Source organism: Streptomyces liangshanensis (assembly GCF_011694815.1).
Lineage (GTDB): Bacteria > Actinomycetota > Actinomycetes > Streptomycetales > Streptomycetaceae > Streptomyces > Streptomyces liangshanensis.
Genome location: NZ_CP050177.1, coordinates 7,214,854 through 7,230,608 on the forward strand (window position 1 = coordinate 7,214,854; position 15,755 = coordinate 7,230,608).

Sequence of the window (15,755 nt, forward strand, 5' to 3'; positions counted from 1 at the left end):
ACGGAACCTCCGCTTCCCGCACCGGCGCCCCTCGGCGATCCGGTCAGCACGAATCTCGACGTGCGTCTTGACGCTATATCACTACGACCATAAATTCAGTCACTCCAACGCCATTCGGCCTTCTGAACGGTTGATCCTTAGGTAGGGGCCATGCGCATACCTTTCACGCGGAATGTCCGGCTCGCGGCGGTCGCCGCCGCCACCGCCCTGTCACTCACCGGCCTGTCCGCCTGCGGCGGCTCCTCGGGGTCCGGCGGTGACGCGAAGTCACTGGAGATGTGGACCTTCAAGCAGTCCCACGTCGGCGCCCTGCGCGACGCGGCGGCCGAGTTCAAGAAGCAGACGGGCATCACCGTCAAGGTCGAGGCCTACACCCCCGACGACGCCTACACCACCAAGGTGCAGAGCGCCGCGAAGACCGGGGACCTGCCGGACGTGCTCGAAGTGCACTCCGACGGCGAGGACCGCACGCTCGGGGCGGCCGGGATCCTCTCCGACCTCAGCGGCGACTTCAAGGGCGACTGGGCCGGACGCATCCAGCAGTCCGTCCAGCAGTCGGGACTGGTCACCGCACAGCGCTTCAAGGACTCGCAGCCGACCACCGCCAAGGACCACGGCATCAAGGAGGGCCAGCGCTTCAGCGTCCCCCTCACCGTCGGCACCTTCGGCATCGTCTACGCCAACAAGAAGATGCTGGCCGAGGCGGGCATCAACAAGGCACCCGCCGACTGGGAGGAGTTCCTCGCCGCGCTCAAGGCCACCAAGGCCAAGAACGGCACCACCGGCGGCCTCGCCCTCGGCCTCAAGGTCCAGTCCACCGGACTGAACTGGGTCCTCCAGCCGCTCGCGTTCAGCCAGCTCGGCCAGAGCGCCTACGAAAGCCTCTTCGGCAAGGACAAGAACGCCGACTTCGCCTCACCCAACGGTCTCAAGGTCCTCGGCATGTACAACGCCCTGACCCCGTACTGGATGCCGGGCGCCCAGACCCTCACCATCGACCAGGCCGACCAGGCCTTCGCGCAGGGCAAGGCGGCCTTCGACGTCGGCGGCACGTTCACCCTCGCCTTCCTCCAGCAGAACGGCATGAAGCCGGACGACGTGCTCGCCTTCGGCCTGCCCTCCCCGAAGGACGGCGCCATCCCGCACCGCGCGCTCGGCCCGCTCGCGCTCACCGGCCTCAGCCTCACGGCGACGAGCGAGAAGCCCGACAACGCCAAGAAGTGGATGGAGTTCCTGTCCCAGCAGAAGGTCGCCGCGCAGTTCGCCAAGGCCGCCTCCGACGTCCCGGCCACCGAGCTGGGCGCCGACGCCGCCACGGTGCTCGGCCCCACGCTCTCCGCCCTGGTCGACAGCTTCAAGGGCACCCCCAGGACCACGTACGACCCCAGCCGGGGCAACGAGTTCCGCGCACCGGGCTACGAGCAGGACGACGCCGGCGCGATCCTCGCCGACCTCACCCCGCTCCGGCAGCAGTCCGTGGAGGCCACGGCCAAGAAGCTCCGCGAGCTCAACGCCTCCTACTGGGCGGCGGCGCAGTGACCACAGCTCCCCGGAAGACCGTGCCGGGGGCGGTGGGGACCGGCGGCGACAGCCACCGGACCCCGGCCGCCGCCCCCGGCACGGGCGGGACCGGGAAGCCCCGGCGCCCGCGCTCCTACGAAGCCCTCACCGGATACCTGTTCGTCGGCCCCGCCGTGATCCTCTTCTGCGTCATGGGCCTGTACACCGTGGGGTACGGCTTCGCGCTCAGCTTCGCCACCTGGAACGGCTTCACCCCGAACTGGACCTGGGTCGGCCTCGACAACTACGCCGACCTGCTCTGGCGCAGCCCCGTCTACGCGCCCCGGGTCCGGCACGCGGCCCTCAACACCCTCTGGGTGATGATCGCCTCGCCGGCCCTGACCGTCGCGGTGTCGTTCCCGCTCGCCGTCCTGCTCAACCGGGTCAGACGGCTCCAGTCCGTCCTGCGCTCCGTGTACTTCCTGCCGTACGTCACCAGTGGTGTCGCCGTCTTCTTCGCCTGGCAGTACATCCTCCAGCCGGACGGCGCGATCAACTACCTGCTGGACAGCGTCGGCCTCGGCTCCCTCAGCCAGCCGCAGGGCTGGCTCGGCAACCCGTCCACCGCCATGCCGACCATGATCGCGGTCACGGTGTGGGGCCACGTACCGGTCGCGATGCTGCTCTACCTGACCGGACTCCAGGGCATCGACCGCAGCGTGCTGGAGGCCGCCGAACTGGACGGCGCCGGCTGGTGGCGTACCAACGCCTCCGTCATCTGGCCGCTCGTCCGGCCGATCACGGCCATCGTCATGCTGCTCAACCTGCGGGAGTCCCTCCAGGGCTTCCAGACCTTCCTGGTGATGACGAACGGCGGCCCGGGGGACCACACCAACGTGCTGGGCCTGGAGGCGTACCGCCTCGCGTTCCTCAAGAACCTCGCGCCCACCCTGGGGCTCGCCAGCGCGCTCGGCTGGATCCTGTTCGCCGCCGCCCTGGTCCTGGCCCTGATCAACCTGCGAGCGCTGCGGAGCAAGACATGACATCGATATCCGTCAAGGCCCGGCCGGGCGCCTCCGACGACACCCGGGCACGGACCCGCAGGCGGATCGCCCGCGCCGTGGTCGGTGTGCTGCTGGCGCTCTACGGCCTCGTCAGCGTCTACCCGTTCCTGTGGATGGTGTCCGCCGCCTTCAAGGACCAGATCGAGGTCGTACGCGGCGGTCACCTCATCCCGCGGAACCCGACGTTCGAGACGCTCGTCGACACCTGGAACGAACTGCACTTCTTCGACTTCTTCCTCAACAGCCTGCTGGTCACCCTCTACACCGTGGTGCTGACCCTGGTGATCTACGCGGCGGCCGGCTATGCCTTCGCCGTCCTGCGCTTCCCCGGCCGCGGCCTGCTCCAGAAGCTCTTCGTCTCCCTGCTGTTCGTGCCCGGCATCACGGTGATGCTGCCGATCGTGCTGCTGGAGGACAGGATGGGCATCCTCGGTACCCACTTCGGGCTGGTGCTGCCCTTCGTCAACGGCGGCGCCCCACTGTCGATCCTCCTGATGACCGGCGCCTTCCTCGCCGTACCGCTGGAACTGCGCGACTCGGCGCGGGTCGACGGCGCGAGCGAGCTGCGCATCTTCACCAGCGTCTACCTGCCCCTGGCCAGACCGGCGTTGATCACGGTCGGGCTGCTGACCGCGATCCCGACCTGGAACGAGTTCCTGCTCACCCGGGTCTCGCTGAACGACCCGTCCACGTACACCCTGCCCCTCGGGCTCCAGACACTCTCGGCGGAGAACGTGCCGCACTACAACAACCTGATGGCCGGCGCGCTCATCGTCGTCATCCCGGTGATCATCCTCTTCCTCAGCCTCCAGCGGTACTTCGTCAACGGACTGGTCGGGGCGGTGAAGGGCTGATGCGCGTCCTGGTCACCGGGGCCGCCGGCCACATCGGGCAGTACGTGCTGGACGAGCTCCTGACCCGGGACCACCAGATCACCGCCGTCGACCTCGTCCCCGTCGAGGACCCCCGCGTCGCGTGCGCCCACACCGGCGACCTCCAGGACCGCGACCTGGTCCGCAAGGCCATGGACGGGGCCGAGGCGGTGGTCCACCTGGGCGCGATCCCGCACCCCGTCAGCGACGACGACGGCGCCCTGTTCGCCACCAACTGCCTCACCGCGCACCGCGTGCTGGACGAGGCCGGCCGCGCCGGGATCCGCCGGGTGGTGGCCGCCTCCAGCCTCTCCGCGATCGGCCTCGCCTGGTCCCCGGTGCCCCAGTCCCCGCGCTACGTGCCCCTGGACGAGGAACACCCCTTCCTGGTCCAGGACCCGTACGGCCTCTCGAAGATCGTGCTGGAGGAGACGGCCCGCGCCACCCACCGCCGGTACGGCACCGACATCGCCTGCCTGCGCTTCCCCTTCACCGGCACCGGCGACCGGCTCACCCGCCAACTCGCCGCCGTACGGGACGATCCCGCCGCCCACCGGATGGACCTCTGGGGCTGGCTGGACACCCGGGACGCCGCCGCCGCGATCCGCCGCGCCCTCGAGGCCGACCTGCGCGGATGCCACGTTCTCAACGTCGCCGCACCCGACACGTCATCCCCACTGACGACGGCGGCGCTGATGCAGGAGCACCACCCGGGAGTGCCCGTCCTCGCCGAACTGGACGAGCACACCTCGCTGTTCGACAGTACGGCCTGCGCCCGGCTGCTGGGGTACGTCCCCCGGTTCGGCTGGCGCGCCGGTCCCTCTTCCCCCACCGGAGAGACCATCCCCAGAGGAGCCACCTGATGTCCGCCACCCCACGCCGATGGACTTCCCCCACCCGCAGGACCTTCCTCGCCGGCGCCGCCGCGGCCGGAGCCACCGCCCTCGGCGTCCCCGCCGCCGGGGCCGCCGAATCCGTGCCGACCGCCGCCGCCGCGCTCAGCACCGACGTCCACATCTTCTACTACCCCTGGTACGGCTCTCCGAAGGTCCACGGCTCCTGGCGCCACTGGCAGCAGGGCGGCCTCACCCCGCCGGACGCCCTGTCGTCCGACTTCTACCCGGCGCTCGGCGCGTACGACTCCGGGGACCGCGCCGCCGTCGACCAGCACATGAGGTGGATGCGCGCGGCCGGCACCGGGGTGCTCGTCACCAGCTGGTGGGGGCGCGGCAGTTACGAGGAGTCGCTGTCCCGGCTCGTCCTGGACGCCGCCGCGGCGGCCGGGCTCAAGGTCGCCTGGCACATCGAGCCGTACGGGGGCCGCACCGCCGCCTCCGTCGCCGCCGACGTCCGCTACCTCGCCGCCACCTACGGCGGCCACCCCGCGTACTACCGGGCCGCCGGCCGCGGCAACCGCAACGCCTTCTACGTCTTCCAGAGCCTCGACATCCCCGACTGGACGGCGATCGAGTCGGTCAAGAGCCTCGGGATCGTCCTCACCCAGACCACCGACACGTCCAAGGCCGCGCACTTCGGCGGCATGTACTCGTACGACGGCATCGCCGCCGCCTCGCTGCCGGACTGGAGCGGCGTCGACCGCTTCTGCGCCGCGAACGGCCTGGTCTGGTCGCCGTCCTTCGGCCCCGGATACGTCGACGACCGCGCCGTGCCCGGCAACACCACGCCGACCGTCGGGCGCGCGAACGGCGCCACCTACGACCGGGTGTGGCAGCACACCCTGACCGGCGGCGCCACCGGCGGCCCGCCGCCCTGGGTGAGCATCACCTCGTTCAACGAGTGGCACGAGGGCAGCCAGATCGAACCGGCCGACGCCACCCCGCCTGCCGTCCTCCGCTACCAGACGTACGACGGGGCCTACGGCAGGACCGGGGCCGCCGCCGAGACGGCGTACATCGAACGGACCCAGTACTGGGTCCAGCAGTACGTGGCACGACGCCCCGCCTGACCCCGCGCACGCCCCTGACCCGGAGGCCGCCATGTTCCGTCAGAGAGCCGCCCGCGACAGAGCCGTCCGGCGCAGATCCCGCCGGCCCCTGCCGCTGTTACTGCTCGTGATCATCGCGCTGCTCGTGCCCGCCACCGCCACCGCGACCGCCGCACCCCGCGCCGCCGCCGGCCCCGACATGTACCCGCACGGTGTCGGTGCCGACCTCGGCCCCACCCCGAAGACCCTCGGGGTCACGCCCGCGGCGGGCGACGACCCGGCCGGGCTGGTCACCGGCGAGGTGGACGGCAGGACCTACTGGCAGACCGACCACGCGGCCGGCACCGGCCACCTGGACTTCACCCTCGCCGCCGACTACCTCGCCGGGATCGGCTCCCCCACGGCCGTGTTCAGCGTCACCTACCGCGACACCGGCACCGGCTCGCTCGAACTGCGGGCCCCCGGCGGCGCCCCCGCCCGTACCGCCTTCACCGGCACAGGCACCTGGCGCACCAGCACCTTCGACCTCACCACCGCCGAGGCCGGGGCCGGCCCGCTCCGGCTCAGCGGCACGGACGGCGACAGCGCCCGCGACATCACCGTCGCCGCCGTCCGCGTCGGCACCCCCGGCGCGTCCGTCGCCCTCGGCACCGCCGTACGGTCCGACGGCATCAGCCCCCGCGCGGGCGACGCCGCCACCGGACTGGTCACCGGCGAGCAGGACGGCCGCGGCTACTGGCGGACCAACCGCGCCGCGCCCGCCCCCGGCCTCAACTTCTTCTACATGAACGTCGCCGACACCTTCCTCTACAACACCACCGACACCGTCCTCGTCAGCGTCGACTACTTCGACGAGGGCAATGGCAGCCTCGCCCTGCACTACGACTCACCGGGCGACACCATCCCCGACATGTTCAAGTCGTCCGAGGTCTTCGCCTACGGCGACACCAAGACCTGGAAGACCCACACCTTCACCCTCGACGACGCCCTGATGACCAACCGCTCCAACGGATCGGACTTCCGCGTCCACACCGCCGACTCGGCCGTGGAACTGAAGGTCGCCGCCGTCCGGATCACCGTCATCCCGGCCGAACTCAAGCCCACCGAGGGCCTGGAGATCCTCATCGCCGAGGCGCAGCGGGTCCACACCGCAGCCCGCGAGGGCACCAGGGACGGCCAGTTCCCGGCCGGCGCCAAGAACACCCTGGCCGCCGCGATCGCCGAGGCCCGGCGCACCGCCGGGGGCGAGGACACCACCGAGGCGCAGCTCAAGGCCGCCCTGCGGGCCCTCGACGAGGCGCTGCGCACCTTCCGCGGGTCCGCGCTGACCACCAACCTCGCCCGCACGGCGAAGGTCACCGCGAGCAGCACCTCGGCCGGGTCGCCGCAGGCGGTGACCGACGGCGACGCGGGTAACGGCTGGACGAGCGGCGAGGCCGGCGCGGGGGAGTGGCTCCAGGCCGACCTGGGCAGGACGCTCACGGTCAACGAGGTGAAGATCGCCTGGGGTTCGGCGTTCTCGCGCGACTACACCGTCCAGGTCTCTCGCGACGGAACGGACTTCACCACCGTCGGCCACAACGGCGCCATCGGCGGCAAGACGATCCGCACCGCCTTCGACCCGGTGCCCGCCCGCTACGTCCGGGTGAACGTGACCGGCTACTCGGCCGGTTCGAAGAGCGTCACGGTCGGCGAACTGGAGGTCAGGCGGCAGCGCGCGGTCCGCCCCGAACCCCGCCTCGTGAGGACCACGCACCCCGTCGAGTCCCCGGTCGTCGCCGACTTCGACGCCCGCGACTACGGCGCCGACCCCAAGGGCGTCAAGGACTCCACCAAGGCGATCCAACAGGCGCTGTACGACTGCTACGACGCGGGCGGCGGCACTGTCTGGCTGCCCTCGGGCACGTACCGCGTCACCACGTCCGTCGAGGTGCACTCCTTCTGCACCCTGCGCGGCGACCGGCGCGACCCCGACGTCGGCACCGGGAGCTACGGCACCGTCGTCTCCGCGGACTTCCCGCCCGGCGCGGACGGACCCGTCCTCTTCCGGATCGGCGGCAGCGCCGGGGTCATGGGCGTCACCACCTACTACCCCCGGCAGAACGCGGCGGACCCCGTCCCGTACAACTCCACCTTCGAGATCCCCGGCGACGCGTGGATCGGCAACGAGAACTACATGATGGCCACCGTCGCGGACGTGACCATGCTCAACTCCTACCGCGGCGTCGGCGTCAGCACGATGCCCAACGACCAGGGCCTCGCCCCGAGCGCCGGGCAGGTCCACGAGTCGACGACCCTGCGCAACATCAAGGGCACGGTCCTCTCCGAGGGCTTCCGCGCCTACAACGGCGCCGACGTCGGCACGTGGGAGAACATCACGCTCGACAACGGCTACTGGGCGAAGGCGCCGGCCGCCTACCACCCGCCGAAGCGGGCCGCGCTCGACGCCTGGACCCGCGCCCACGGCACCGGCTTCGTCCTCGGTGACCTGGAGTGGGACCAGTTCTACCGGATCAAGGCGGCCGACTACCGGATCGGCGTCCACATCGTGCCGGGCCAGCGGGCCGCCTTCACCGGCAGCTTCCTCCAGGCCGACATCCGCCGCACCGACGTCGCCGTACAGGCCGAGAGCTTCGACGCGCGCTGGGGCCTGTCGTTCGCGGCCAGCACCCTGGAGGGCAGCGAGGCGGCCGTACGGAACAAGGCCCAGGCCTACGTGAAGCTGACGGACACCACCGTGACCGGCGAGGTCTCCGGCATCGTCCACCGGCTGGCGGGCGCCGTCCCGCGCTACGAACAGTCCGCGCTCCCCCGGCCCGCCCGCGCGGCCCTGTACGACGTGACGAAGGCCCCCTTCGCCGCGCCCGCCGGGCACGGCGTCCTGCCCACGCGGGACGCCACCGCCCGGATCCAGCGGGCCCTGGACCGGGCCGGACGCGACGGCGGCGGAACGGTCTACCTGCCCGCCGGGTGGTACCGGATCGAGACCCACCTCAGGGTCCCGGCCGGGGTCGAGCTGCGCGGCGCCTCCGCCGTACCGAACCGCGACCTGAACGGCGCGAGCGGCGGCACGGTCCTCATGGCGTACGAGGGCAGGAACAGCCCCCGGGCCGACACCGCCACCGCGCTCGTCACGCTCGCCGGGAAGAACGCCGGCGTGCGCGGGCTGCGCGTCCTGTACCCGGAGAACAACCCGGCCGCGACCGGGCCCGGCGAGGACAACAGCCCCGTGCCCTACCCGTACGCCGTGCGCGGCGCCGGGACCGGCACGTACGCGATCGACCTCGGGCTGCCCAACGCGTGGAACGGCGTCGACATGGCCGCCCACCGCAACGACCGCTTCACCGTGCGCAAGCTGGCCGGCGCGGTCTTCCACCGGGCGATCAGCGTCGGGAAGAGCGACCGGGGCCGGATCGAGGGCGTGCTGAACAACGGCAACGCCGTCGGGCGCGTCGGGTACGCGCTGCCGAACTGGGTGCTGGAGAACGACATCTTCCCGCAGGTCATCGACGACCCGATGCGCCTCCAGGCGCAGATCGTGACGGTCGACGGGGCGACCCGGCTCACCGTGTTCAACGCCTTCGCGTACGGCTTCCACCACGGCCTGGTCGTCACGTCCGGTGACGTGCGCGCCTTCAACCTGGGCACCGACAACCTCGGCGCCGACGGATTCACGGTGAAGGCGGACGGCGGCGACGTGACCGCGGTCAACGTCATGCGCTACAACGGTGCCACCAGCAGCGGAAAGGCGAAGCTCTTCAACGTCATGGCCATCAACATGATCCAACAGACGGTGGGCGTGACCGCCGAGCCCGCGGGGGCCGGGACCGTGCGGCTCTGGGGCAACGAGTCCGAGCCGGGCCGGTACGAGAAGGGCAGCGAGGTCACCGCCACGGCGGTGCCGGCGGCCGGACAGCGGTTCGTACGGTGGACCGTGAACGGCGAGGAGGTCCCCGGCGGGCCCGGCCTCACGCTCCCCGTGACCGCCGACCTGGCCGTCACGGCGCACTTCGCGCCGGTGGCCCGGGACTGAGCGCACGGGACCGAGCGCACGGCGGCCGGGGGGTGACGCCACCCCCCGGCCGCCGGTCTAGGCTGCGGACGTTCGACCCGCAGCGCAGATACGGAGAACGTGCTCATGGACACCGCACCCCTCACCCACCGGGACGCCACGCCGGCCGACACCGACACCCTCGTCGCCCTCATAGAGTCGGCGTACCGGGGCGACAGCAGCCGGGCCGGGTGGACCACCGAGGCGGACATCCTCCACGGGCAGCGCACGGACCCCAAGGGGGTGCTCGCGGTCATCGAGTCGACCGCGGGACGCCTGCTCGTCTTCGAGCGGGACGGCGGGACGGTCGCCTGCTGCCAGCTCGAACACCGGGGCGAGGTCGCCTACTTCGGGATGTTCGCCGTCCGGCCCACCGCCCAGGGCGGCGGCCTCGGCAAGCAGATCATGGCCGCCGCCGAGCGGGTGGCACAGGAGACCTGGGGGGTGAGCGAGATGCAGATGACGGTCATCTCGGTGCGCGAGGAACTGATCGCCTGGTACGAGCGGCGCGGCTACCGCCGTACGGGAAAGATGACCCCCTTCCCGTACGGCGACGACCGCTTCGGCATCCCGCAGCGCGACGACCTGGAGTTCGAGCTGCTGGTCAAGACGCTCGGCTGACCGGCCCGCGCGCTCCGGGCCGCGCGCCACGGGTCCGGGCCGGTCAGGGGGTCGGCGTCGAGCCGTACGCGCTCAGGAACCGGTCGCGGAACTGGTCCATCCGCCAGACGGGCGCGCCGGCCCCCGGCTCGAGCCCGTCCTGCCAGCCCCAGCCCGCCATCCGGTCGAGCACCTTCGGGTCGTGGGCGACCAGCGCGATCGGCACGTCCCGGCCGAAGCCGTTGTGGGTGACGGTCGGGACGGGCTGGTGGTCGCCGAGGAAGACGAGCACGGTGTTCTTGTCGCCGTACTTCGTCACGTAGTCCACGAGATTGCTCACCGAGTACTCGACGGAGTGCGCGTACTCGGCGCGTACCAGCTTCGGGTCCTTCCACACCTCGGCGCGCGTCTTGCCCTGCGCCTTGATGCCCTCGTAGACCGAACCGTCACCGACCTGGTCCCAGCCGATCGTCTTCGGCAGGGGGGCCCACGGGTTGTGGCTGGAGACGAGGATGATCTCCGCCATCAGCGGCTCGCGGTCCTTCTTGCCGTGCTCCAGGCGCTCGAACGCCGACAGGCTGTACTGGTCGGGGATCGGCGACCAGCCGAACTTCGGGCCCTGGTAGCCGAGATGGTGGGAGTCGTAGACGTGGTCGAGGCCGTAGAACTTCCCCTCGGGCCAGGACTCGGTCACCCCCGGCATGATGCCGACCGTCCGCCAGGCGCCGGTGCGCTCGAAGGCGCTCGTGAGCGACATCCGGTCGCTGGTGGTGATGGACTCGTAGCCCTGCTGGTTCTTGATCCACAGACCCGTGTTGAAGGTGGAGTGGGCGAGCCAGCTGCCGCCGCCGTACGTCGGTGAGGTGAGGAAGGCGCTGCGGGACGAGAACCCGGCCTGGCGCAGCCGCTCGGTCCCGTCCGCGAGCATCGCCCCGATCTCCGACGACGTCTGCGGCTCCTCCAGCGCGTTGCGGCCGTAGCTCTCGATGAACGCGAAGATGACGTCCTTGCCGCGCAGCCCGGTCAGGAGCTGGTCGGGCGGGGTGTCCTTGAAGTTGTCCTTGGCGGCCGCGTTGGACAGTTCGCGCTGGTCCCGCCAGCTCTCGCCCACCAGCTTCACGTGGTGGTCGACGAGCGCGGCGGCGTTCCTGGCGGCGACGGGAGCGCCGGCGAGCTGCGCGCCGAGGGCCGCGCAGGCGATCCAGGCGGTGCCGAGGACGGCGGAGGTACGGAACGTCACCGCGCGGTGCCGGGCCAGGAGGCCGCTCAGCCGGAGGACCGCGAGCGTCATCAGGACCAGGACGGCGATCACGAGGACCACCACCCCGATCACGGCCCCGATCGCGGCGGCGCCGCCGACCGAGTCCCGCACGAACGCCTCGCCGTCGTCGAACAGGACCCAGTCGAGCCGGACGTCGAACGGCCGGTCGAAGTTCGCGTAGAAGCCCATGTCGAGAAAGTTGAGGAGGGTCAGCAGCCCGAGACCGAGCCCGATGACCACCGCCGCGATCCGCCGCGGCCGCGGCGGCAGGACGAGGAGGAGGACCGCCGCCAGGACGCCTTCCGCCGGGATGCGGCCGAACGACGCGGGGGAGAGGCGGGACAGGTCGTTCGGCAGCAACAGGGCCGTGAGCACCAGCAGCGCGGACAGGACGGTCAGGACCCGCGACACGGCCGGGCGCCGGAACCACCGGCCGCCGCCGCCCTCGGCACCGCCGCTGTCACCGCCGCTGTCACCGGCGTCCGGTGACGGACCGTCATCGGTGAGGAGCGTGCGGTCGTCCGGCCGCTGACGGGAACGCGTGAAGAGAGGCAACCCGGGGATCCTTCCGTGCGAGGCCCGCTGAGGGCACGGCGGACCCGGTTCGGAAGTGGGGGCCGCCGTCAGGGGTACGGACCGCCGGCGGTTTCGGTTCAATCACCACGGATCTGTTTCAGGAAGTGGCGTGGTCCGTTCCGGGAGTGGCCCGGGCCGCCCGCGGGATCTCCGGGAAGTCCGTCGTCACACCCGCCAGCCGGAAGGCCCGCGCGAGCCCCACCTGCTCCTCCGTGTTGACCACCCAGCCGATCACCCGCAGGCCCTCGGCGTGCGCGCGCTCGACGGTCTCCAGCGTGAGCCGGCGGATGTTCAGCGCCAGCGTGGCCGCGCCCACCGCCTTCGCCCGGTCGACCACGTCCGCGCCCCAGCGGCTCGCGATCAGCACGGTCCGTACGCCCGGCACGAGCGCGGCGATCTCGGCCACCGCCTCGTCGTGGAACGACGACACCTCGACGCGCCCGGCCAGGTCGCGCCGGCGCATCACCCCGGCGAGCGCCCGCGCCGCCGCCGCGTCCTTGATCTCCGCCTGGAGCGGGGACGCCACGGCGTCCAGCACCTCCTCGAACACGGGGATCCGCTCCCCGTCCCCGGCGTCCAGCTCCCGCAGCTCCGCGAGGGTCCGCTCGGCGATCGCGCCCGTACCGTCGGTCGTCCGGTCCACCTCCGTGTCGTGCATGACGACCAGGGCGCCGTCCTTGCTCAGGTGCAGGTCGAGTTCGAGGGCGTCCATACCGGCCTGCTCGGCGCGCCGGAAGGAGCGCAGGGTGTTCTCCGGCTCCACCCCCATCACCCCGCGGTGGCCGATGATCTGGAAGGTCATGCGTACTCCTCGACGGGAAGGCCGCTGAGCAGCGGCGGAGCGTGACCTCACTGTACGGACGCCGGCCGGTGATCTTCGAGTTCTCCGTCGATTACACTATGTGTCGTAGTAGTCGCTGTGGGTGCCTGCGGGGTGCGTGCGGTCGGCGCTCTTGGCGTATCGATTCATCTCTGGGGGAGTTCTCCGTGGTTCCGCGCGACCCGATCCAGCCTGCCCACCCGTCCGAGCGGGACTCGGTGGCGCGTCACCTGCGCGCGCACTACCCGGAGCTGTGGCCGCCCGTGCCGGTGTACGGCGCCTACGACCGGAGCCGCATGCTGCGCTGCGCCGAGAGCATCGACTCCGTGCTGCACAAGGTGGGTTGCTTCCCCGACCACGCGGAAGCGTTCGAACGTACCGTCGGCTACGCCGAGCGGGCCTTCGACCTGTACGAGGGGCGCCGCGAGCCGTCGTATCCGGCGGACCGGGTGTTCCTCGCCCCCAGCCGCATGGCGGACGACGACCCTCTGTACGGCGACGAGTTCGGCGAGACCCTGCCCCTGCTGACCTCCCTCCACGGGCTCGACTCCGGGACCGTCCGGCACTTCCTGTCCCTCCTGCCGCCGTCCGTCCTGTGCTCCTACCAGGTGCACGACGGGCGCCAGGGCCACATCGTGCTCGCTCCTCTCAACAGCGGCCTGACCGCGGACCTGGGGGCGGACCGGGCGGCCGAGACCGCGCGGCGCGTCGTCCAGGACGCCGCCGTCTTCGCCCGTGACCGGCTGGGCGCGCGGGTGGCCGGGCTGGGCGCCACCCTGCCGAGCCTCACCCGCTTCGGCCGCACCGTCGACGTCCCTGGGCTCGTCACCACCACGGGCCACGGCGGGACCGTGCACCTGATCAGGATCCTGGCCCGGGACGTCGCCGCGACCCTCCTGGACGGGAGCGGGCCGCTGACCGTCGGCGTCCTCGGCGCCGCCGGGTCCATCGGGGCGTCGATCCTCGCCGCCCTCCAGCAGGAGTTCCCCGACACCCCCTTCGTCGCCTGCGACCGGCCCGGCCGCCTGGGCCGCGTCCGGCGCGTGGCGGAGCGGCAGGGGAATCCCGCCCGCACGCTCGTCACCGCCGACCCCGCCGACCTCTTCTCCCGTTGCCGGCTGATCGTCTCGGCCATCACCGAGAAGCTGGACCTCTCCCGGGCCGCCGCCGGGGCCGACCTCACCGGCACCGTCCTCATCGACGACAGCCAGCCCGGCTGCGTGGCCCGCGACCAGTGGGAGGCGCGGGGCGGTCTCCTGCTGTGGCCCGTCGGGTCGGCCGAGGCGGGTGGCCCCCTCCACCGCGAGAACGACCTGTTGTTCGGTGCCGCGTCGGGCGTCGTCCACCCCTACGACGTCTGGGGCTGCGAGGCGGAGGCCGCGGCCGTCGCGCTGACCGGCGAGCACGACGCCGCCCTGCGCGCACCCGTCACCCCCGACGACGCCCTGCGCGTCGGGGAACTGTGCGCCCGCATCGGCGTCACGGCCGCACAGCCCCAGTCGTACGGACGCCCCGCCGTCCCCGCGCCAGTGGCGGACAGGAAAAACTGCGGCGACCATGGGGGGAGGGCAGGATAATTTCCCTTGACTGCCTTGTATGGGAGAACTTGGCGCATATACGCTGCCTTGACGCAAGATTCTCCTGTGGAGGAAGTGACATGACGGAAATTCTTGAGCAGGACCCCGCTGGGCGCCGCATAAACAGCGACGCCCGGGTGATCGCCCACCCGGCCTGGCCGGAGCTCAAGAGCGCCGTCGAGGAGATCCGCCCCTGGCAGTCCAAGGACGGCTCCGTCGACCTCGCCGCCGAGGGCGCGCCGACGCGCGCCGCGGCCGAGGCCGCCGTCGACCGGGTGATCGCCGCAGTCGAGCAGCTCGCCCCCCTCCTGCCGCACGACTCCGCGTACCACGCGGCGCTCGTCGCGGACCTGCGCAAGTGGGCCGCCGACGGCTTCGCCGTACCGGACTTCCTGGACTCGCTCCTCGCCTTCCGGCCCGCCGCCGACCGCGCGGACGGCCTCCAGCACCTCGCGGTCTTCCCCATGTACACGCAGAACGGCAACCCGGACCGCAACTTCGAGGCGGTCGTCGTGCGCATGGTCTGGCCCGAGTGGCTGGCCGAGCTGGAGCGCACCCGCTACGACAACCCGCTGTTCTGCGGCATCACCTTCGAGGACTTCACCGCCGGTTACGACACGAACTCGGCGGTGTTCTTCCCCGAGACCATCGCCGTGCGCGAGGCCCCCGAGCGCTTCAGCTGGGGCGGCATCTTCTGCGACCGCGAGGCGGCCCGCTTCCGCCGGGTCACCGAGGCCGCCGTCGGCGTCCTCGGTGTCGAACTGCCCGAGGACATCCGGGAGATGGTCGCCGACCAGGAGCGCTGCCAGCAGGCCTTCGTACTCTGGGACATGATCCACGACCGGACGCACAGCCACGGCGACCTGCCCTTCGACCCCTTCATGATCAAGCAGCGCCAGCCGTTCTGGATGTACGGCCTCGAAGAACTGCGCTGCGACCTCACCGCGTTCCGCGAGGCCGTCCAGCTGGAGGCCGACGGGGTCCCGCAGGGCCGCGACGTGCAGTACGCGATCCTCTTCGACCGGATGTTCCGCTTCCCGGTCACGGGCGCCCGTGAGCGCAACTACGACGGTCTCGGCGGCCAGCTCCTCTTCGCGTACCTCCACCAGCACGACGTCGTGCGCTGGACGGACAACACCCTGCACATCGACTGGGATCGAGCCCCGGAGGTCACCAAGCGCCTCTGCGCCGAGATCGAGGACCTGTACCGGGCGGGCATCGACCGCCCCAAGCTCGTCCACTGGTTCGCCGCGTACGACCTGGTCTCCGCCTACCTCTCCCCGCACCCCGGATCCCGCTGGGCCAAGGGCCCCGACGCACTCGACCTGACCCAGCCGCCCCGTAAACTGGTGGACGACGTGCTGCCGGACGAGTTCCCGCTCAGCATGTTCTACGAGGCACTCTCCAAGAAGCTGAAGAACGTGATCGCTTCCACCAAGGGGATCACCGCGACAAGCACCGAGCGAGTGGCCGCGTGAGCACTCGCGAG

General features: G+C 71.6%; 11 protein-coding genes. 9 read left to right on the top strand and 2 right to left on the bottom strand.

Annotation, left to right across the window (positions count from 1 at the left end):
- The first annotated feature begins 150 nt into the window (after nt 1–150).
- The 7 genes from HA039_RS31330 (at nt 151) to HA039_RS31360 (ending at nt 10,053) form a co-directional block, all read left to right on the top strand.
- The gene (locus HA039_RS31330) at nt 151–1,539 is read left to right on the top strand and encodes an ABC transporter substrate-binding protein (RefSeq protein WP_167035069.1); all 1,389 of its coding nucleotides are present in this window, start codon (nt 151–153) and stop codon (nt 1,537–1,539) included.
- Nucleotides 1,536–2,543 (top strand): carbohydrate ABC transporter permease, encoded by a 1,008-nt coding sequence (locus tag HA039_RS31335; RefSeq protein WP_243869870.1) that lies wholly within the window; start codon nt 1,536–1,538, stop codon nt 2,541–2,543. The genes HA039_RS31330 and HA039_RS31335 overlap by 4 nt, the downstream gene beginning before the upstream one ends.
- The gene (locus tag HA039_RS31340; protein ID WP_167035071.1) at nt 2,540–3,418 is read left to right on the top strand and encodes a carbohydrate ABC transporter permease; all 879 of its coding nucleotides are present in this window, start codon (nt 2,540–2,542) and stop codon (nt 3,416–3,418) included. Before HA039_RS31335 ends, HA039_RS31340 begins: the two co-directional genes overlap by 4 nt.
- Nucleotides 3,418–4,299 carry an NAD-dependent epimerase/dehydratase family protein gene (locus HA039_RS31345; protein WP_167035074.1) on the top strand — a complete coding sequence of 294 codons (882 nt, stop codon included), beginning with the start codon at nt 3,418–3,420 and terminating at the stop codon, nt 4,297–4,299. The genes HA039_RS31340 and HA039_RS31345 overlap by 1 nt, the downstream gene beginning before the upstream one ends.
- On the top strand, nt 4,299–5,402 hold the full coding sequence (locus HA039_RS31350) for a glycoside hydrolase family 99 protein (RefSeq protein WP_167035076.1): 1,104 nt from the start codon (nt 4,299–4,301) through the stop codon (nt 5,400–5,402). Before HA039_RS31345 ends, HA039_RS31350 begins: the two co-directional genes overlap by 1 nt.
- Nucleotides 5,403–5,433: 31 nt before the next feature.
- The gene (locus HA039_RS31355; RefSeq protein WP_167035078.1) at nt 5,434–9,414 is read left to right on the top strand and encodes a discoidin domain-containing protein; all 3,981 of its coding nucleotides are present in this window, start codon (nt 5,434–5,436) and stop codon (nt 9,412–9,414) included.
- Between the two features lie 105 nt (nt 9,415–9,519).
- The gene (locus HA039_RS31360) at nt 9,520–10,053 is read left to right on the top strand and encodes a GNAT family N-acetyltransferase (RefSeq protein WP_167035080.1); all 534 of its coding nucleotides are present in this window, start codon (nt 9,520–9,522) and stop codon (nt 10,051–10,053) included.
- Nucleotides 10,054–10,096: 43 nt separating this feature from the next.
- On the opposite strand, the gene HA039_RS31365 is transcribed toward HA039_RS31360, so the two are convergent.
- Both HA039_RS31365 and HA039_RS31370 read right to left on the bottom strand, forming a co-directional pair.
- Nucleotides 10,097–11,848, bottom strand: a complete 1,752-nt coding sequence (locus HA039_RS31365; RefSeq protein ID WP_243869872.1) for an alkaline phosphatase family protein — start codon at nt 11,846–11,848, stop codon at nt 10,097–10,099.
- 118 nt (nt 11,849–11,966) lie between these two features.
- Nucleotides 11,967–12,671: a glycerophosphodiester phosphodiesterase gene (locus HA039_RS31370; RefSeq protein ID WP_208298742.1), complete on the bottom strand. Its 705-nt coding sequence runs from the start codon at nt 12,669–12,671 to the stop codon at nt 11,967–11,969.
- Between the two features lie 185 nt (nt 12,672–12,856).
- On the opposite strand from HA039_RS31370, the gene HA039_RS31375 reads away from it, so the two are divergent.
- Together HA039_RS31375 and HA039_RS31380 are read left to right on the top strand one after the other, a co-directional pair.
- Nucleotides 12,857–14,266 (top strand): hypothetical protein, encoded by a 1,410-nt coding sequence (locus HA039_RS31375; protein ID WP_167035082.1) that lies wholly within the window; start codon nt 12,857–12,859, stop codon nt 14,264–14,266.
- An 80-nt stretch (nt 14,267–14,346) separates the two neighbouring features.
- A complete protein-coding gene (locus HA039_RS31380; protein WP_167035084.1) occupies nt 14,347–15,744 on the top strand; it encodes a DUF6421 family protein in 1,398 nt (465 codons plus the stop codon).
- The last annotated feature ends 11 nt before the right edge of the window (nt 15,745–15,755 follow it).